Origin of the sequence: Micromonospora sp. LOL_014 (genome assembly GCF_048060245.1) — a bacterium.
GTDB lineage: Bacteria > Actinomycetota > Actinomycetes > Mycobacteriales > Micromonosporaceae > Micromonospora_E.
Genome location: NZ_JBHMIP010000023.1, coordinates 97306 through 115523, shown reverse-complemented (window position 1 = coordinate 115523; position 18218 = coordinate 97306). Strand labels below are relative to the sequence as shown.

Sequence of the window (18218 nt, the reverse complement as noted above, 5' to 3'; positions counted from 1 at the left end):
CGCCAGTAGAAACGGCGAGGCGTCACGAACGGTTCATCCCGGAATGACGGCAGGACCATGATCCATGCGCAGCCGTAGACGCCGCTGTACGTCGCTGTGTCAATGCTGTGCGACCGCTTCGGCGGCGCGCCGTGCACCGGAGGAGCCACGCTTCGCCCTGGTCGACGTCCCGGTCGTGCGGCCGGCCGCGCCGTTGGCCTTTGCCGCGCGGGCGGAGGCGGCGGCCGATCCGGCGGCGGAGCCGGTAAGCCCGAGGACCGGGCGCAGGAACGCCCCGGTGTGGCTCTCGGCGACCTCGGCGACCTCCTCCGGCGTGCCGGCGGCCACCACGGTGCCGCCCCGGTGCCCGCCCTCCGGTCCCATGTCGATCAGCCAGTCGGCGGTCTTGATCACGTCGAGGTTGTGCTCGATGACCACCACCGTGTTGCCCTTGTCGACCAGGCCAGCCAGCACGGTCAGCAGCTTGCGGATGTCCTCGAAGTGCAACCCGGTGGTCGGCTCGTCGAGCACGTAGACGGTCCGGCCCGTGGAGCGTTTCTGCAGCTCGGAGGCGAGCTTGACGCGCTGCGCCTCGCCGCCGGACAGGGTCGGCGCCGGCTGCCCCAGCCGCACGTAGCCCAGCCCCACGTCGACCAGGGTCTTCAGGTGCCGGTGGATCGCCGGGATGGCCTCGAAGAAGTCGGCCGCCTCCTCGATCGGCATCTGCAGGATCTCGGCGATGGTGCGGCCCTTGTAGTGGACCTCGAGGGTCTCCCGGTTGTACCGGTCGCCCTTGCAGACCTCGCATGGCACGTAGACGTCCGGCAGGAAGTTCATCTCGATCTTGATGGTGCCGTCGCCCGAGCACGCCTCGCACCGGCCGCCCTTGACGTTGAACGAGAACCGCCCCGGACCGTAGCCGCGCACCTTGGCCTCGGTCGTCTCGGCGAACAACCGGCGGACGTGGTCGAACACCCCGGTGTAGGTCGCCGGGTTCGACCGTGGGGTACGGCCGATCGGCGACTGGTCGACGCCGACGACCTTGTCGACGTGGTCCAGCCCGGTGATCCGGGTGTGCCGGCCGGGCACCAGTCGGGCGTTGTTGATCTGGTTGGCCAGCACGGTGTAGAGGATGTCGTTGACCAGCGTCGACTTGCCGGAGCCGCTGACCCCGGTGACGGCGATCAGCTGGCCGAGCGGGAACGTGACGGTCAGGTTGCGCAGGTTGTGCTCGCGGGCACCGTGCACCACCAGTTCCCGGCCGGGCGTCGCCGGCCGCCGGGTGGCCGGCACCGGGATGACCTTGCGACCGGACAGGTACGCCCCGGTCAGCGACTCCTCGCTGGTCAGCAGCTCGTCAACCGGCCCGCTGTGCACGATCCGGCCGCCGTGCTCACCGGCGCCGGGCCCGATGTCGACGATCCAGTCGGCGGTCCGGATGGTGTCCTCGTCGTGCTCGACGACGATCAGCGTGTTGCCCAGGCCACGCAGCCGCACCAGAGTCTCGATCAGCCGGTGGTTGTCCCGCTGGTGCAGCCCGATCGACGGCTCGTCCAGCACGTACAGCACCCCGACCAGGCCGGAGCCGATCTGGGTGGCGAGCCGGATCCGCTGCGCCTCGCCGCCGGACAGGGTGCCGGCCGGGCGGTCCAGCGACAGGTAGTCCAGGCCGACGTCGACCAGGAACCGTAGCCGGGCGTTGATCTCCTTGAGCACCCGCTCGGCGATCATCTTCTGCCGGTCGGTGAGCACCAGCCCGCCCAGCAGGTCGGCGCACTCGCCGACGGACAGCCCGGTCACCTCGGCGATGTTGCGTCCGGCCACGGTGACCGCGAGCACCTCGGGCTTGAGCCGGGCGCCGCCGCACGACCCGCACGGCACGTCCCGCATGTAGCCTTCGTACTTCTCCCGCGACCACTCCGACTCGGTGTCGGTATGCCGCCGCTCGATCCACTGCACCACGCCCTCGAAGCCGGTGTAGTAGGACCGCTCCCGGCCGTACTTGTTGCGGTAGCGGACGTGCACCTGGTCGTCGGCGCCGTACAGGATGGTCTTCTGTGCCCGGCTGGGCAGCTTGCGCCACGGGGTGTCCAGGTCGAAGTGCTCCGCCTCACCGAGCGCGGCGAGCAGCCGGGCGAAGTACTCCTGGGTCTGCCCGCCGGACCACGGCTGGATGGCGCCGTCGCGCAGGGACCGCTCCACGTCCGGGACGACCAGCTCCGCGTCGACCTCCTTCTTGGTCCCCAGACCGACGCACTCCGGGCAGGCACCGTACGGCGCGTTGAACGAGAAGACCCGCGGCTCCAGGTCCTCGATCGCCAACGGATGGTCGTTCGGGCAGGCCAGGTGCTCCGAGAAGCGCCGCTCGCGGGCCGGGTCGTCCTCGGCGAGGTCGACGAAGTCGAGCAGCACGATGCCGCGGGTGAGGCCGAGCGCCGACTCCACCGAGTCGGTCAGCCGGCGCCGGGCGCTCGCCTTGACGGTCAGCCGGTCGACGACCACCTCGATGGTGTGCTTCTCCTGCTTCTTGAGCTTCGGCGGCTCGGTCAACGGGTGGACCACCCCGTCGACCCGGGCCCGGGCGTACCCCTTGGCCTGCAGGTCGGCGAAGAGGTCGAGGTACTCGCCCTTACGGCCGCGCACCACCGGGGCGAGCACCATGAACCGGGTGCCCTCGGGCATGGCCAGCACCCGGTCGACGATCTGCTGCGGGGTCTGCCGGGAGATCCGTTCGCCGCAGACCGGGCAGTGCGGCTCGCCGACCCGGGCGAAGAGCAGCCGCAGGTAGTCGTAGACCTCGGTGATCGTGCCGACGGTGGACCGCGGGTTGCGCGAGGTGGACTTCTGGTCGATGGAGACCGCCGGGGAGAGCCCTTCGATGAAGTCGACGTCCGGTTTGTCCATCTGGCCGAGGAACTGCCGGGCGTACGACGACAGCGACTCGACGTACCGCCGCTGCCCCTCGGCGAAGATGGTGTCGAACGCGAGGCTCGACTTGCCCGAGCCGGACAGCCCGGTGAACACGATGAGCGCGTCACGCGGCAGGTCGAGGCTGACGTCGCGGAGGTTGTGCTCACGCGCGCCACGGATGATCAATCGGTCGGCCACGGTCCGCCTGCTCCCGTAGAGGCGCACAAAGGTGCGTTTTCTGTCAGGTGTCTGAATCGTCACATTTGACGGCGCCGGGTCAGTAGGTCTGCGCCGACCCGGCCGATGCCTCGGCAACTGTAGCCCCGGGCTCCGACAACTCTGCCCGACCACGTCGTCACCCGATCGGGGTATCCCGGTACCGGTCCCGCCAATACCGCCCGGGCGATCCGGATCTCCCGGCATACTGCACATACTGGTCAAGTCACCCATTGACCTGGCGTGGAGCAGGGGTTCCTCCACGTGTCAGCGGGCCGGCCCGTCCGATCGGGGGGTGGGACGGGTCGGCCCCCGCTGCCGTCCGGCCAGCACTGACCGGCCAAGCCGGCAATGTCGGGCCGGTCGGCGGCACCGTATTCTCTGATCCCATGTCCGACGCGGTCTCCGACGCCACGGTCGACGCGAAAGCTACGCCCGATGCGAGAGTCATGCTCGATGCGAAACCCAAGCCCGACGCGTCCGTATACGGCGACGGGTCGCCGCCCGGCGCGACGGGGCAGCAGTCCTCCCGCCGCCGTGGTGGCCGCTGGCTGCGTCTCGCCCTGCTCGTCGCGGGGCTGTCGCTACTCCTGGTGGCCGGTGGTACCGCCACCGCCGGATGGCTGTACGCCCGATCCGTCGAGTCGCACGTCGACAAGGTGGAGATCTTCACCGCACTGCCCGAGGCGCAACGCCCGGTCAAGGCCGTCGAGCAGGCGAAGAACTTCCTGATCGTCGGCAGCGACTCCCGGGATCCGGACACCTCCGGTTCCCGCACCGACACGATCATCCTGGCGCACCTGCCGGCCGACCGCAGCGGCGTACAGATGATCTCCATCCCCCGGGACACCTGGGTCCAGGTTCCGGACCCGGACGGCGGCGGCCGCCAGGACAAGATCAATTCCGCGTACGCAACCGGCGGGACGCCGCTGCTGGTGCAGACCGTGGAGGCGTTCACCGGAGTCCGGATCGACCACGTGGTGCTCATCGACTTCGCCGGCTTCGCCGAGATCATCGACGCCGTCGGCGGAATCGAACTCGCCGTCGACGAGTCGTTCACCTCGGTCCACCCGCCGTACCGGCAGTTCACCGCCGGGCTGCAGCAGATGGACGGCGACACCGCGCTGGACTACGCCCGGCAGCGCAAGCAGTTCGCCGACGGCGACTTCACCCGGGTACGGCACCAGCAGGAGATCATCGCGGCGGTGCTGGACCAGGCCAGCGGCAGTGGGTTGCTCACCAGCCCGGGCCGGCTCGACGACTTCCTGCGCGCCACCGCCGACGCGGTCACCGTGGACGAGGGCACCTCGGTGTTCGACACGGTGTGGGCGCTGCGGCAGCTGCGCAGCACCGACCTGACCATGCTCACCTCGCCGTCGGCGGGCACCGGTCAGCAGGCCGGGCAGAGTGTCGTGTTCCCCGACGACGCGGCCGCGGCCGACCTGTACGCGGCGGTCCGTGGCGACACCGTCGACGACTGGCTGCGCGAACACCCGACCGGCCGCTGACCCGGCGTCACCGCTGCCGGTTACGTGCCCGGTTCTCCTTCGAGATCCGCTTCCACTTGGCCCGCTCGGCGGCGGCCAGCCGCGCGTCCCGGCGACGCATCTCGTGCGCGACCTCCCGCTGCAGGCGCTGCCAACTCTCCCAGCGGCGCACCGGCAGGTCGCCGGACTCGATCGCGGCACGCACCGCGCAGCCCGGCTCACCGCTGTGGGCGCAGTCGGTGAACCGGCAGGCGGCGGCGAGCTCGGTCACGTCGGAGAACGCCTCGTCCAGGCCGTCGGCGGAGTCCAGCAGACCCACCGCCCGTACGCCCGGGGTGTCCAGCACCGCCCCGCCGCCGGGGATCGGGATCAGCGCCCGGTAGGTGGTGGTGTGCCGGCCCTTGCCGTCGACCCGGCGGATGGCCTGCACCCCCATCACCTCGGTGCCGGCCAGGGCGTTGACCAGCGTCGACTTGCCCGCCCCGGACGGCCCCAACAGTCCCAGAGTGCGACCGGGCGCCACGAGCCGGGACACCTCGTCGATGCCGTCACCGCGTTGCGCGCTGACCGTGATCACCGGTACGCCCGGTGCCACGGCGGACACCTGGTCGCCCACCGCCGCTGGGTCGACCGCAGCATCACACTTGGTCAGCAGGACCACCGGCTCGGCGCCGGACTCCCAGGCCAACGCCAGGAAGCGTTCGATGCGGCCCAGATCGGGTGCCGGGTGCATCGGTTCGACGACGGCGGCCGTGTCGACGTTGGCGGCGAGCACCTGCCCAGTGGAGTCCTTGTCGGCGGTACGGCGCACCAGCGCGGTCCGCCGGGGCAGCACCTGCTCGACGGTGGTCCGCTCGTCCGGCCAGGTCCGCACCAGCACCCAGTCGCCGGCGCAGGGCAGGGCCACCGGGTCGGCTGCGGCGGCGGTGAGGACCGCGCCGGCGACGCTGGCCCGCATCGGGCCGTCGGCCACCAGTACGGTGCACACCCCGCGGTCCACCCGGGCCACCCGGCCGGGCTGGTGGTCGGTGTCGAGAGCCGGCAGGACACGGTCGTGGAAGGCGTCCCAGCCAAGGGACGCGAGATCGAACGTCATGAGAACCCTTGTCAGGTCGTGGGGTGCCCGCCGGCCGGACCGGCCGGACGACCCCGGTGGGAAGGAGAGGCGGACGGACCGCAGGGGACAGTCACGGTCACCACCACCTCCCTCCGGAGAGCTCTGCCTGACGCGTCACGGCAACGGTAGCCTTCTGACGGCAGCCGGGGAAAGCCAATTCCGCCCAGCCACAACCAGCAGGAGGTTCCGGTGCCCTACCAGGGAGACGTCACCGTAGGCGGCGCGCCGGACGTCCGGGAGCTGACCGGGCTCACCATCACCAAGATCGCGGTCGGACCGATGGACAACAACTCCTACCTGCTGCGCTGCACCAGCTCCGACGAGCAGGTGCTGATCGACGCGGCGAACGAGGCACCCCGGCTGCTGGAGCTGATCGGTCCGGCCGGGCTCGCCGCCGTGGTCACCACCCACCAGCACATGGACCATTGGGTGGCACTGGAGGAGGTGGCCGCCGCGACCGGGGCCGCCTCGCTCGCCCACCCGGCCGACGCCGACGGGCTGCCCCTGGTCACCGCCACCATCGCCGACGGCGACCGGGTCGCGGTCGGCGACTGCGAACTGGAGGTCGTCCACCTGGTCGGACATACGCCCGGCTCGGTCGCCCTGCTCTACCGGGATCCGCGCGGGGTGGCGCACCTGTTCACCGGCGACGCGTTGTTCCCCGGCGGGGTCGGCAACACCCGCGGCGACCGGCGCAACTTCTTATCGCTGATCGACGACGTCGAGCGCAAGCTGTTCGACCGGCTGCCCGACGACACCTGGTTCTACCCCGGTCACGGGAAGGACTCCACGCTCGGTGCCGAGCGTCCGGCGCTGCCGCAGTGGCGGGCCCGCGGTTGGTGACCCGTCACCGGCGACGCGGCGACGGTCAGATCGTGCGGCGACCGCCGGTCACGGCGAGCACCTCGCCGGTGGTGTAACTGGACTCCTGCGAGGCGAAGAAGACGAACGACGGGGCCAGCTCCGCAGGCTGCGCCGGCCGACCGATCGGCGACGTGGTGCCGAACTTGCCCACCGCCTCCGGCGGCATGGTCGCCGGGATCAACGGCGTCCAGACCGGCCCGGGCGCCACCGAGTTGACCCGGATCCCCTGGTCGACCAGGTTCGCCGCCAGCCCTTTGGTGAAGTTCACGATGCCCGCCTTGGTGGTCGCGTAGTCCAACAACGACGGCGACGGATCGAACGCCTGGATCGACGACGTGTTGATGATGCTGGACCCCGGCGGCATGTGCGGCACGGCCGCCCTGCAGATCCAGAACAACGCGTACAGGTTGGTCTTCAGCACCCGGTCGAACTGCTCGGTGGAGATCTCCGCGATCCCCTTCTCCTGCGCCATCTGGTACCCGGCGTTGTTGACCAGGATGTCGATGCCGCCGAGCTCCTCGACGGCGCGTCGCACCAGCTCCACGCACTGATGCTCGGTGGTGATGTCGCCCGGTACCGGCACCGCCCGCCGGCCGGCCGACTCGACCAGCCGGACCGTCTCCCGGGCGTCGCGCTCCTCCTGCGGCAGGTACGACAGCACGACGTCGGCACCTTCCCGGGCGAACGCGAGCGCCACCGCGCGGCCGATCCCCGAGTCCCCGCCGGTGATCACCGCCCGCCGGTCGGTCAACCTGCCGGAGCCCCGGTAACTCTCCTCGCCGTGGTCCGGCGGCGGGTCCATCCTGGCCCCGGTGCCCGGCGGTGGCTGCTTCTGCACCGGCTGCCCCCGCCGCTGACCGTACTGCTCCGTCGGATCCTGCCGGATGTGCTGGTCGGCCATGATCGTTCGCTCCTCACGGTACGGGCGCAACGGGTGTGAACACCGCAGCCGTACCCACACCACCCCGGACCGAAACCGTCGGCTGGTCCCCCGGCACCGGCATCCACCCCCGGCAGGTTTGAGCCACCCGCCGGCGGGCAGCCGTCGTTCGGCATCACCAGACCCGGCTCTCCACGGCCGGCCGGGACAGGACGGGCGGCGTGACCGGATGGGCACACGGGACGCAACGGACACCGCCGGCGCGATCCGGGCGGCCCCGACCCTCGGACCGCCCCGGCTCTGGCCGCTGGCCGTGCTGACCGTCGGGGTGACCCTGCTGGCGGCCACCGGCGCGCTGCCCCGCTGGCCCGGCCTCGCGCACCTGGTCGCCCTGCCCCCGGTCGACCTGTACACCGACCTGCGGCTACTGCTGACCAGAGCGCCGTCCCGGCCGTGGTTCGCCGCCGGGCTGATCGGGGCGCTGGCGGTACGGGTGAGCGTGCTGGCGCTGATGCTCGGCGGACTGGACCGGCAACGGTTACGCCTGGCCGCCACCGTCTACCTCACGGCGCTGCCGGTCCTGCTGTTCGCCGCCGAGGCCACCTACATCGCCGCCGCCGTCCTCTACTCCCGGCTGTTCTGGGCCGGCGTCGGGCTGATGGCGCTGGTCGTGGCCGTCGTCATCACGCTGCCCTGGCAGGGCACGACGCGGCTGCGCCGGGCCTGGCGGCGCGCCTGGCGCCACGGGCTGCGGGTCGAGGTGACCGTTCCGTACGCGGCCGCCCTGATCGGCCTCGGCGTGCTCGCCGAACAGGTCCCGGCGCTGCAGCTGGTCGCGGTGCCGGTCTCCGGGGCGTTGACCGCGGTCGCGGTCCGGCTGCTCGCCCGCCCGGCACCGGCGTTCCCCCGGCTGCGACTCGCCGGCGCCACCATGCTGTTCCTGGTCGCGACCGCCGTGTTCATCGCCACCAGGTCGGTGCCGGTCACCGACCCGGCCGCACCACGTGCCGGCTCCATCCTGCTGATGAGCGGAATCAACTCCGCCTCCGGCCGGGGCACCATCTTCGGCACCCGCACCGACGTCCTCGGCTACACCTGCGCGCAGACGTTCTACTTCTCCTACGCCGGCCCCGGCGACGGCCAGCCGCAGGGCCGGGCCCGCTGCCCGATCCGCACCGGCGCCCCGTACGACCGGACGGACACCCAGCGGCCGTTCGCCGAGCAGGTGGCCATCTTCGCCGACCAGGTCCGGGACCTGCCCCGCCCGCTGGTCGTCGCCGCCCACTCGCACGCGGTGTGGGTGGCCTGGGAGGCGGTGACCGGCGCAGTCACCGCGCAGGTCGACGAGCTGATCCTGATCGGGCCGTTCCCGGACAGCCCGGCCGGCTACCTCCCGCCTGGGCGCGACGGACCCGGTCGGGTCGGCAGCGACCTGTTCCGGCTGCTGGTGCCGATCTCCGACTGGGTGGACTTCCACTTCGAGCCGGACGCCCCGGCCGCCCGGGAACTGCTCGCCCCGGCCAACGGCGGGGCCACCGTGCTGACCGAGCCGCTGCCACCGCCGGTGCGGGCGGTGGCGGTCACCTCGGCGACCGACCTGCCACTCATGCCGCACGGCTGGCGGCTGCCGGTCGCCCGCAACGTCTGCCCGGTCCGCGAGGCACACCCCTTCCTGCCGGACACCCCGGCGTTCTACCACGAAGTCAACCGGTTCCTCGACGACGAACCGCCGCTGCCCTGCCCACCGTGGCGGGACTGGGGCCGGCCGATGGCGCTGCCGTTCGGCGTACTGACCCCTGCCCACCGAGACCGGGAGGAAACCCATGGCCAGACATCTCGACGACCGGGCCGTCGTCGTCACCGGAGCGTCCAGTGGAACCGGCCGGGCCTGCGCCCACCGCTTCGCCGCCGCCGGCGCCACCCTGGTGCTGCTGGCCCGCCGCCGGGACGCGCTGGAGACGGTGGCGACCGAATGCCGCGGGCGGGGCGGGCAGGTGCTGGTGGTCCCGCTCGACGTGACCGACGCCGACGCCGTCGCCGACGCCGCCCGGCAGGCCGTCGCCCGGTTCGGCCGGATCGACGTCTGGGTCAACAACGCGGGGGTCAACCTGTACGGCGCGGTCGAGGAAACCCCCGCACACCTGTGGCATCAGGTGGTGCGAACCAACCTGTTCGGCACGTACCACGGCATCCGTGCCGCGCTGCCGTGGTTGCGGGACCAGGGACACGGGACCCTGATCACCGTCTCGTCGGTGCACGGCTGGGCGCCGACGCCGCAGCAGAGCGCCTACGCGGCGAGCGCGCACGCGATCCGGGCGCTGAGCGACTGCACCCGGCAGGAGGTTCGTGACGTGCCCGGGATCGCGGTGTGCACGGTGCTGGCGGGGCCGGTGGACACCCCAATGTCACGCAGCGCCGCGAACTGGACCGGTCGGCGGATGGTGCCGCCGGCCCGCCCCTGCCACCCCGACGAGGTGGCCAGGGCCGTCGTCCAGCTGGTCCGCCGCCCTCGCCGGGAGGTCCGCGTCGGGCCCGGTGCCCGGCGCGGGGTGCTCGCCGCCCGGCTGCTGCCGGCGCTGACCGAGCGGGCCCGCGCCCGGGCCGCCCGGCGGACCCAGGTCGCCGACGTCCCGGTCGGCTACACCGCCGGCAACCTGCTACGACCCATGCCGCTCGGTGCCCGGGTCGACAGCGGCCGGCGTACGGCGTACCCCGCCTCGCGTGGTGCCCGATGAGTCCGCTGCTGACGCCGTCGCCGCCCGGCTCGCCGACACCGCCGCCGGCCACCCGGCAGGTCGAGGTGCCGGCCCCGCCGATCTGGCGGGTCCGGGCCGGCGCGCCCTCGGACACCATGTGGACGATCACCAGCCTGTGCTGGGACCGACCGGCGGCGCCGGCGACGCAGAGCCCGGACCGGCCGCCGGCACCGGCCGACCTGGCTCCGGCCGACCGTCGGCCGCCGATCGTGCTGGTGCACGGGCTCGGAGTCGCCGCCGGACTCGGCGTACCGGTGGCGGGTCGGCTCGCCGCCACCGGCACCGTACTGGCCCCGGACCTGCCCGGCTGCGGCCGCAGCAGCAAGCCGCAGCCGGTGCCCGGCATCGCCGAGCTCGGCACCGCTGTGGCCAGCTGGCTGCCCGCCGTGGTCACCGCCCCGGCCGTACTGGTCGGTGTGTCCCTCGGGTGCCAGGTGGTGCTGGAGGCGGCCGCCCAGGCCCCCGACTGGGTGTCGGCGGTGGTGCTGGCCAGCCCCACGGTGGATCCGGGTCGCCGCACGTGGCGCGGCCAACTGTGGCGCTGGCAGGCCGAGCAGACCACCCAGTCCGTCCGGCTCAAGCGGATCCAGCTGACCGACTACCGCCGGGCGGGCGTGGGGCCGGTGCTGCGAACCTTCTCGGCGGCGCTGGCCGACCGGCCCGAGGACACGATCCGCCGGGTCGGCGCGCCGGTGCTGGTGTGCCGGGGCACCCGCGACCCGCTGGTGTCCGACCAGTGGGTCGCCGAACTGCGCCGGCAGGCCCCCGACGCCCGGCTGCGCCGACTGCCCGGCGTGGTGCACGCGATGAGCCACGACAACCCGGCCGAGTTCGCCCGGGTGGTCCACGGCTTCCTCGACGAGCTCGCGACGACCGGCGGAGGTGTCGACGGTGCCCGCACCCGCGTTCCTGGCTAGCTTCGACTCGGCCTCGGCGATGCTGCTGGCCACCGCCGCGTACCTACGGGGTGAGTCGTTTCCCGCCCTCGGCCAGTCGACGCTGTTGAAGCCGCTGGTGAAGGCGACCGACCTGCTGCCGGGCCGGGCCAGGGAGAAGGCGTTCATCGTCGGCGGGCTGACCGAGGCGGTACGGGCCGCGAAGATGGGCCGCATCGACGTGGCAGACGTTTCCCGGTGGGTGACCCGGGAGTACCCGCGGCGCCGCTACCCGGCGGTGGCGGTCGGCTCGTCCAGCGGCGCGCTGGTGCACCTGTGGGCAGCGCTGGGGGTGCCGTGGCTGCCGCAGACCTTCTTCATCCCGGTCGCCCAGCGGGTGCATCCGGACGATCCGACGACCGCGTTGCGCAAAGGCCTGAAGCCGGGCCGGGCGCTGCTCGACGCCAACCCGGACATCCAGCTGCACCACATGCACGACGCCAACCAGGACCGGTTGATGGTGCGGGCGCTGACCTACTTCCGGTTCAAGCGCCGCACTCTGGGTGCGGAGTACGAGGCGTTCCTCCGGGATCGGCTGGCGCCTGGTGGGACGATCATCCTCGCCGACTGCCGCAAGCAGTGGCGGACCACTGCGGTCGGTGAGCGGCATGTGTTCCAGCACGGTGCGGTCGGCGGTGCCACCCAGAACGAGTTCCACCGGGGTGGCCCCCGGGTGGCCGCGTACCTGCACCGCTACGACTCTCCGGTACGCCGGTGGGTCGGTCCGGAACCGGACAGCGTCAGTCCGGAGGCGGAGTGGGGTTTCGCCCCGGAACTGGCTGAGGACGTCGACCGGTTCGCCGCCGAGAACGGCTACCAGGTCCGACGGATCGGGTTCGAGCGGCCGTCGGCGCCGTCGCCGATGGTCGCCGACCTCTACCAGTGGTGGTACCGGCAGCGGCGCATCCCGGCGCGCCGGCTGCTGATCGAATCGTTCATCGTGCTCGACCCGTGGTGGACGTTGCGGACCGGCTCGGTGCCCTACTGGATGACGTTCACCATGGATCCGAGCCTGCGCGACGTGCAGCGCTACCTGGACGAACGGGAACCGTTCGCCGACATCCATCTGGCGCTGTTCCAGAACGGTGTGCCGGACGCGGTGGGCTGGCCACCGCCCGAGCGGTGGCAGGCGGTGCTCGACCGGGCCACCCGCAGCGGGCGCTACCTCGGCCGGAACCTGGCGGACTTCCCCTGTGAGATGTCGCTGTACGCACGGTACGACGAGGCGCTGCAGGCGATCCCGGCCCGGTATCCGATGCCGGGTCACCTGACCCTCGCCCAGTTCGACGACTTCTGGCGGCGGTCCGGCGGGTACCCGGGCGTCAGCTGGGAGTCCCTGACACCGGCCGGGTGAGGCCCCGGGCCGCACCGGACCGCTCAGTTCTGCAGGAAGCCCTGGGCGACCCGGGCCTCGGCCAGCAACCGCGAGCAGGCGGCCGGATCCGACTCGGTGATGGTGGGCACCTCGTCCTCGCCGCTGAGGCTGCGCAGGAACGCGAGTTCGGCGGGCCCGATGTGCCGGACCTTGCCGCTGTCGTGCACGACGTAGATCGGGTTCGGGGTCTGGATGGTGCACTGCACGAGGTACATGACGGTGTCTCCCGGGTCGTCGAGGTCGTCGATAATCCATCGTGGTCGGGGTGGTACCGGCGGTCGGATCGCGGTGACGATCTGCGCTGCTCGGGCGACGATCGTCGGTTTCTGAGCGACGATCGCCGGACCGGGACACTGGCTGTGTCCCCAGTCGAAGCCGTTCTCGGCACCCATGCTGTGGTGGCCCAGTCCGCGTTCGCGCGGGCTGTTCGCGTTGCGGACCGGCACGCCGTGTTCGAGGTGTGATCGGGCCAGCAGTTGGGCGTTCGCCTCCAGCTGGGGTGCGGTGAGCCGGTCCGGCAGGAACCCCTCGTTCTCGATACTGAGCCAGGTGCGGTTGCCGGCCCGCTGTGTCCACGCCCGGATCTCGGTGTCGACCATCTGCGCGATGCGCCCGTCCTTGGCCACGACGAAGTGCGACGACACCCGCGACGCGGGGTTGCGCTGCCAGGCGATGGTGCCCTCGAAGTATCCGGCGGCGATGTGCACCACGATGCCGTGGTGCGCGTCGAGGCGGTCCTCCGGCTCGTTCAACGCACCGGTGCCGTTGCCGCTGTTCACGGTGGGACCCCGCCAGGTAGCGAGATCGGTCCAGATTCCCATGTGGTGGTGCCTCCTTTCCCAGCCGGCGGATGGGGTGGGTGGATCGATTCCGGTCGGCGTCGGAGGAACGTGGGACCGTGGACCGGCTCGGCCGTCGCCTGCCGGGTGGCCCCGCTCACCGGGGCGGTTCCGCTCGCCGGTGCGGGCGCCGCCGCGACATCAGGTCCACTGTGCGCACCGGCTGGCCAGGCCGGTGACTCACCTCGACTGGCACGTCCGGCGACAACTCGACTCCGGTCCTCCCGGTGTCGTCAGTCTTGGTGACCGACGCCCTCCCGACGGTGCCATGTATCGAGAATAGCGTGACTAACAAGCTCCTGACCAGGGCAAATAACTCTGAGTATTGGCGACGATGCGCAGGGTGTGAGTCGCTGCCGACTCTGACCGGATGACACCGGCCCGCCGCCGGAAGATCCTCAGTCCTGTGTGACCGGCAACCAGACCACCGACGGCCGCTGCGGGTCGTGGAAGATCCACCGTTCGCTGCTCCGCAGCCGGGCGGCGGTACCCAGCGGCTCGCCGGATCCCGGGTTCCTCGCCCACCGCGGATGCGCGCCACCGCTGACCTGTACCCGTAACCGCTCCCCTGCTGCCAGCCGGCAGGCGGTCGGCCAGAGGGTCACCGGCACCCGGACCGCCTCGCCGCCCGCCTCGCCATCCACCCGGGACAGTCCATCACAGATGTTCCAGGATCTACCGCGCCGGTCGACGCGGCACAGCCGGACGAACACGTCGAAGTACGCGACGCTGCAGCGGACGTACACCTCGGCCGTCACCGGGCCGATCAGCTCCACCGGCCGGTCCAGCGGCCCGCTCGTATAGGTCAGCACGTCCGGGCGGGCCTCCAGCTCCCGGTTGTTGCGCACCCCGGCGTGCTGGGCGATCAGCATCGGCCCGCCCACCGCCGGAGTCGGTGCGGCCGGGTCGTAGCGGTGCCGGTCCGGCGCCGACCGGGGCGGCACCGACCGGCCCAGCCGACCGTCCGGCCACAGGTACCACCCGGTGGTCGTCACCGGCGGCGGCCAGTCGGCGAGGTCACGCCACCCGGCCCCGGCGACGTGCACCCGCACCGGCCGGTGCCCGGACGCGGCGGGCCCTTCGCCGAAATGGGTCGCGAAGAACTCCGCCGCCTCCCGGTACGCCGTGACGAACAGCCCGGGACTGCCGTGCGTCCACGGCCCGACGGTGAGACGGGGCCGCCGGCCCGCCGCCCGCAACGCCGCGTAGTCGGCCAGCTGAGCCGGCAGGAAGATGTCGTGCCAACCGGTCACCATCGACACCGGGGCCCGGACCTGGGCGACCTCCCGGTGGAAGGTACGGGGCAGCCAGTACGGTGCCGCCGGACGGTGCTGGGTGAGCCACTCCTGGAAGAACGGCACGGTGGCGCCGGTCGCGACCCGGTCAGCCTCGGCCAGTGGCAGGTGCGCCAGACCTGCGGTCAGCCGGGGCAGGCCACGACGTAGCTCACGCTGGCGGGTCAGCCACGGCACCTGCTGGGCCGACATCAGCTCCGCCCAGGTCAGCACCGTGTCCAGCGAGAACCCCCCGCCGGAGTACGTGGAGTCGCGGGTCTGCGCGGCGGTGACCACCGCGACCATCGCCCGCAGGTCGTCGCCAGCGTGGGCGGCCGTGGCCCACTGCCCGAAGCCCTGGTAGGAGATGCCGAAGGTGCCGAGCCGGCCGTCGTACCAGGGTTGCCGGCGCAGCCACTCCAGGGTGTCCAGCCCGTCGGCCCGCTCGTGCAGCAGCGGCTCGAACAGCCCGTCGGACCCGAACGTGCCCCGGCAGGACTGGACGACGCAGTGCCAGCCACGGCGGGCGAACAGCAGACCGAGCAGCCGGACCGGACCGCCCCGACCGTACGGGGTCCGGATCAGCACGGTCGGCGCGGTGCCCGCACCCACCGGCCGATAGTGGTCGGTCCGCAGCCGCAACCCGTCGCGGGTCCGCACGGCGAGGTCACGCCGGATCCGCACCCGCGACGGACCCCCGGCCCCGAACCGCCGCAGGCCCGCAACCCCGAACCGCCGCAGGCCCGCAACCCCGAACCGCCGCAGGCCGGCGACACCGTGCCGCCGATCGGGCCGGCCGCCGGCTACGCCGTCAGCGCCCACGGCCACCGTCCCGGGCGGCGGCGCGCACCTCGTCTCGGTGCGCCCGGGTTGACTCGCCCATCGCTGCCAGGAACCGGCGGACCGTCTCCAACTCGTCGTCGGTGAAGTCGGCCATCACGGCGTCGGTACGCCGGCCCAGCGGGGCGAAGAACTCGCGGGCCAGGGTGGCGCCCTCGGCCGCGTACCGCAGCCGCACCTTGCGCCGGTCGTCCGGGTCCCGGTCGCGGTACAGGTGTCCGGCCCGCTCCAGCCGGTCCACCAGTGCGGTGACCGAGCCGGAGGTCAGATTGAGGTGTGCGCCCAGGCCGCCCGGGGTGATCGGTTCCCCGCTCTGTTCGGCATCCATCACCGCGATCAGCGCCTGCAGGTCGGTGGCGTGCAGGTCGTGCAGCGCGGCGAAGGCATGACCGACGTGGCCGGCATCGACGGTGTAGCTGCGCAACCGGCGGATGATCTCCGCCACCACCGCTGGCCGACCGCTCGGCCGGGTCCCCCATACACCGGCGCCCACCGTGTGCCCTCCGATCCGTGCCCTGGCCTGACCCTATCCCAGCCTGGATATAATCTTGATGAACGAGATACTGGATAACCGTGGGATTTTGCCCCCGCCCAACCGGCGACGAACGAGGTGCACACATGCCCACACCGCTCGGCACCCGGCTGACCGCGATCATCTGCGGCCGGTGGACCGCCTGGCTGGTTCTGCTCGCCGCCGCGGCCTTCTCCGCCCTGGTGATCGGCTTCGCCGGCGACCCCCGCACCGGTGACGACCCCACCGGGGCGCTGCCCGACTCCGCCGAGTCCGTCCAGGTCGCCGAACTGCGCCGGCAACTACCCGGCGGGCAGCTCAACCCGGCCCTCGTCGTCTACTCCCGCGACGGGCAACCGCTGACCGCCGCCGACGACGCCGCGATCACCGCCGACCGCGCGGCCTTCGCCCGCGACGCCGTCGGCGACGTCGGCCCACCGGTGTACGCCCCCGACCGCACCGCCGCCCTGGTCGCCGTCCCACTACCCGCCGAGATCGACATCGAACGGCTCGGCGACGTCGTCGACCGGCTCCGCGCCGAAGCCCGCGCCGGACTTCCCACCGGCGCCACCGCCGAACTCACCGGCGGCGCCGGCTTCACCGCCGACGTCGCCGCCGCCTTCGACGGCGCCAACGTCACCCTGCTCGCCGCCACCGTCGCCGTCGTCGCCGCACTGCTGCTGATCACCTACCGCAGCCCCTGGCTGTGGCTGGTGCCGCTCGCCGTGGTCGGCACCGCCGATGTGGTCAGCAACGGACTCATCGCCATCGTCAGCCGCGCAGTCGACCTGCGGATCGACCCCTCCACCACCGGCATCGTCGACGTCCTCGTCTTCGGCGCCGGCACCAACTACGCCCTGCTTCTGATCGCCCGCTACCGCGAGGAACTGCGCCGCGAACCCGACCGCCGGCGAGCCCTGCGCCGGGCGCTCGGCTCCGCCGGGCCGGCGATCACCGCCAGCGCCCTGACCGTCGTGCTCAGCCTGCTCACCCTGCTCGCCGCCGTACTCGCCAACGACCGCGCCATCGGCGTCGCCGGCGCCGTCGGCATCACCACCGCCATGCTGTACGGCCTGATCGTGCTGCCCGCCGCGCTGTCCGTCTGCGGACGTGGCCTGTTCTGGCCGTTCGTTCCCCGCCCCGGCCAGCCCGACCCCACCCGCAGCGGCATCTGGGCCCGGGCCGGCGCCCTGGTCAGCCGCCGACCCCGCACCGTGCTCGCCGGATCCCTGCTGCTGCTCGCCGTGCTGGCCACCGGCCTGCTCGACGCCCGGATCGGGCTGAGCAAGACCGAACAGTTCCGGGTCAGCGCCGAATCCATCGACGGACTGGCCACCCTGTCCCGGTCCTTCCCACCCGGCGCCGCCGACCCGGTGATCGTCGTCGCCAACGCCGCCCAGGCACCGGCGGTGCTCGCCGCCGTCGAAACGGTCGACGGAGTCGCCAGCGCCCGACCGGCCGGCGGCACCGACGACCTCGCCGTCGTCGAGGTGGTGCTACGCGCCGAACCGGACAGCGCGGAAAGCTACCGCGTCATCCGGGAGCTGCGTGCCACGCTCGACTCCGTACCGGCCGGCGACGCCCTCGTCGGCGGCTCGGTGGCCGCGAACCTGGACACCCGCGACGCCGCCCTGCGTGACCTGCGGGTCGTCGTCCCACTGGTGCTGGTGGTGGTGCTGGCGGTGCTGATCGTGCTGCTCCGGTCGATCGTCGCACCGCTGATCCTGGTCGGTACGGTCGTCGCCACCTTCTTCGCCGCCGTCGGCGCGGCCACCACCCTGTTCACCCAGGTGCTCGGCTACCCGGCGCTGGACACCAGCGTGCCGCTGCTGGCGTTCCTGTTCCTGGTCGCCCTCGGCGTCGACTACAACATCTTCCTCACCACCCGGGCCCGGGAGGAGGCGGCCGTCGACGGCACCCGGCAGGGCATGCGGACCGCGCTCGCCGTCACCGGCGGGGTGATCACCAGCGCCGGCATCCTGCTCGCCGCGGTCTTCACCGTCCTCGGCGTGCTGCCGCTGGTCACCCTGACCGAGATCGGGGTGATCGTCGGGTTCGGCGTACTGCTCGACACGTTGCTGGTCCGGACGCTGCTGGTGCCGGCGATCACGATGGTGCTCGGCCGGCGGTTCTGGTGGCCGAGCGCGCTCGCCCGCCGCAGCACCCCGCAGCAGGTGCCGGTGCCCGTCGGGGCCGACCCGATGCCGGCCCGGCACGCCGATGCCGGAGGATAGG

The 18218-nt window shown here is 72.5% G+C and carries 14 protein-coding genes and 1 pseudogene; 6 read left to right on the top strand and 9 right to left on the bottom strand.

Annotated features, from left to right (window positions below; translation table 11 throughout):
• Nucleotides 1–99 precede the first annotated feature (99 nt).
• Complete coding sequence (gene uvrA / locus ACFHW1_RS20345; RefSeq protein ID WP_416555472.1) at nt 100–3087, bottom strand: excinuclease ABC subunit UvrA; 2988 nt, start codon at nt 3085–3087, stop codon at nt 100–102.
• Nucleotides 3088–3494: 407 nt separating this feature from the next.
• Between uvrA and ACFHW1_RS20340 the strand changes: the two genes are divergently transcribed.
• The gene (locus tag ACFHW1_RS20340) at nt 3495–4613 is read left to right on the top strand and encodes an LCP family protein (protein WP_416555637.1); all 1119 of its coding nucleotides are present in this window, start codon (nt 3495–3497) and stop codon (nt 4611–4613) included.
• Here ACFHW1_RS20340 and rsgA read toward each other — a convergent pair.
• Nucleotides 4608–5688, bottom strand: a pseudogene (rsgA, locus tag ACFHW1_RS20335) (ribosome small subunit-dependent GTPase A); the annotation flags it as partial. The gene ACFHW1_RS20340 and the pseudogene rsgA sit on opposite strands and share 6 nt — an antisense overlap.
• Nucleotides 5689–5898: 210 nt before the next feature.
• Between rsgA and ACFHW1_RS20330 the strand changes: the two are divergent.
• Complete coding sequence (locus tag ACFHW1_RS20330) at nt 5899–6552, top strand: MBL fold metallo-hydrolase (RefSeq protein WP_416555474.1); 654 nt, start codon at nt 5899–5901, stop codon at nt 6550–6552.
• 25 nt (nt 6553–6577) lie between these two features.
• On the opposite strand, the gene ACFHW1_RS20325 is transcribed toward ACFHW1_RS20330, so the two are convergent.
• From ACFHW1_RS20325 to ACFHW1_RS20310, 4 genes are all read right to left on the bottom strand, one after another.
• The gene (locus tag ACFHW1_RS20325) at nt 6578–7474 is read right to left on the bottom strand and encodes an SDR family oxidoreductase (protein ID WP_416555476.1); all 897 of its coding nucleotides are present in this window, start codon (nt 7472–7474) and stop codon (nt 6578–6580) included.
• Between the two features lie 603 nt (nt 7475–8077).
• The gene (locus tag ACFHW1_RS20320) at nt 8078–8530 is read right to left on the bottom strand and encodes a hypothetical protein (protein WP_416555478.1); all 453 of its coding nucleotides are present in this window, start codon (nt 8528–8530) and stop codon (nt 8078–8080) included.
• Between the two features lie 42 nt (nt 8531–8572).
• Nucleotides 8573–8785, bottom strand: coding sequence for a hypothetical protein (locus tag ACFHW1_RS20315; RefSeq protein WP_416555480.1), 213 nt, complete (start codon nt 8783–8785; stop codon nt 8573–8575).
• A 54-nt stretch (nt 8786–8839) separates the two neighbouring features.
• Entirely contained in the window at nt 8840–9061 is a 222-nt protein-coding gene (locus ACFHW1_RS20310) for a hypothetical protein (protein ID WP_416555482.1), read from the bottom strand.
• A 215-nt stretch (nt 9062–9276) separates the two neighbouring features.
• Between ACFHW1_RS20310 and ACFHW1_RS20305 the strand changes: the two genes are divergently transcribed.
• The 3 genes from ACFHW1_RS20305 to ACFHW1_RS20295 are packed head-to-tail and all read left to right on the top strand — an operon-like array spanning nt 9277 to nt 12498.
• Complete coding sequence (locus tag ACFHW1_RS20305) at nt 9277–10188, top strand: SDR family NAD(P)-dependent oxidoreductase (RefSeq protein ID WP_416555484.1); 912 nt, start codon at nt 9277–9279, stop codon at nt 10186–10188.
• On the top strand, nt 10185–11126 hold the full coding sequence (locus ACFHW1_RS20300) for an alpha/beta fold hydrolase (protein WP_416555486.1): 942 nt from the start codon (nt 10185–10187) through the stop codon (nt 11124–11126). The genes ACFHW1_RS20305 and ACFHW1_RS20300 overlap by 4 nt, the downstream gene beginning before the upstream one ends.
• Nucleotides 11101–12498: a hypothetical protein gene (locus tag ACFHW1_RS20295; protein ID WP_416555488.1), complete on the top strand. Its 1398-nt coding sequence runs from the start codon at nt 11101–11103 to the stop codon at nt 12496–12498. The genes ACFHW1_RS20300 and ACFHW1_RS20295 overlap by 26 nt, the downstream gene beginning before the upstream one ends.
• 23 nt (nt 12499–12521) lie before the next feature.
• Here ACFHW1_RS20295 and ACFHW1_RS20290 read toward each other — a convergent pair whose 3' ends face one another.
• The 3 genes from ACFHW1_RS20290 to ACFHW1_RS20280 form a co-directional block, all read right to left on the bottom strand.
• Nucleotides 12522–13340, bottom strand: a complete 819-nt coding sequence (locus tag ACFHW1_RS20290; protein WP_281550432.1) for an N-acetylmuramoyl-L-alanine amidase — start codon at nt 13338–13340, stop codon at nt 12522–12524.
• 416 nt (nt 13341–13756) lie between these two features.
• The gene (locus tag ACFHW1_RS20285) at nt 13757–15373 is read right to left on the bottom strand and encodes a CocE/NonD family hydrolase (RefSeq protein WP_416555639.1); all 1617 of its coding nucleotides are present in this window, start codon (nt 15371–15373) and stop codon (nt 13757–13759) included.
• A 70-nt stretch (nt 15374–15443) separates the two neighbouring features.
• Nucleotides 15444–15965 carry a MarR family winged helix-turn-helix transcriptional regulator gene (locus ACFHW1_RS20280; protein ID WP_416555490.1) on the bottom strand — a complete coding sequence of 174 codons (522 nt, stop codon included), beginning with the start codon at nt 15963–15965 and terminating at the stop codon, nt 15444–15446.
• Between the two features lie 125 nt (nt 15966–16090).
• Between ACFHW1_RS20280 and ACFHW1_RS20275 the strand changes: the two genes are divergently transcribed.
• The gene (locus ACFHW1_RS20275; RefSeq protein ID WP_416615929.1) at nt 16091–18217 is read left to right on the top strand and encodes an MMPL family transporter; all 2127 of its coding nucleotides are present in this window, start codon (nt 16091–16093) and stop codon (nt 18215–18217) included.
• Nucleotide 18218: the final 1 nt, after the last annotated feature.

Bases quoted from the DNA above. Each gene is read 5' to 3' on its own strand.
- ACFHW1_RS20340 (WP_416555637.1), top strand. From the start codon at position 3,495: ATGTCCGACGCGGTCTCCGACGCCACGGTCGACGCGAAAGCTACGCCC.
- ACFHW1_RS20325 (WP_416555476.1), bottom strand. From the start codon at position 7,474: ATGGCCGACCAGCACATCCGGCAGGATCCGACGGAGCAGTACGGTCAG.
- ACFHW1_RS20310 (WP_416555482.1), bottom strand. From the start codon at position 9,061: ATGAGTGGCAGGTCGGTCGCCGAGGTGACCGCCACCGCCCGCACCGGC.
- ACFHW1_RS20305 (WP_416555484.1), top strand. From the start codon at position 9,277: ATGGCCAGACATCTCGACGACCGGGCCGTCGTCGTCACCGGAGCGTCC.
- ACFHW1_RS20300 (WP_416555486.1), top strand. From the start codon at position 10,185: ATGAGTCCGCTGCTGACGCCGTCGCCGCCCGGCTCGCCGACACCGCCG.
- ACFHW1_RS20290 (WP_281550432.1), bottom strand. From the start codon at position 13,340: ATGGGAATCTGGACCGATCTCGCTACCTGGCGGGGTCCCACCGTGAAC.
- ACFHW1_RS20275 (WP_416615929.1), top strand. From the start codon at position 16,091: ATGCCCACACCGCTCGGCACCCGGCTGACCGCGATCATCTGCGGCCGG.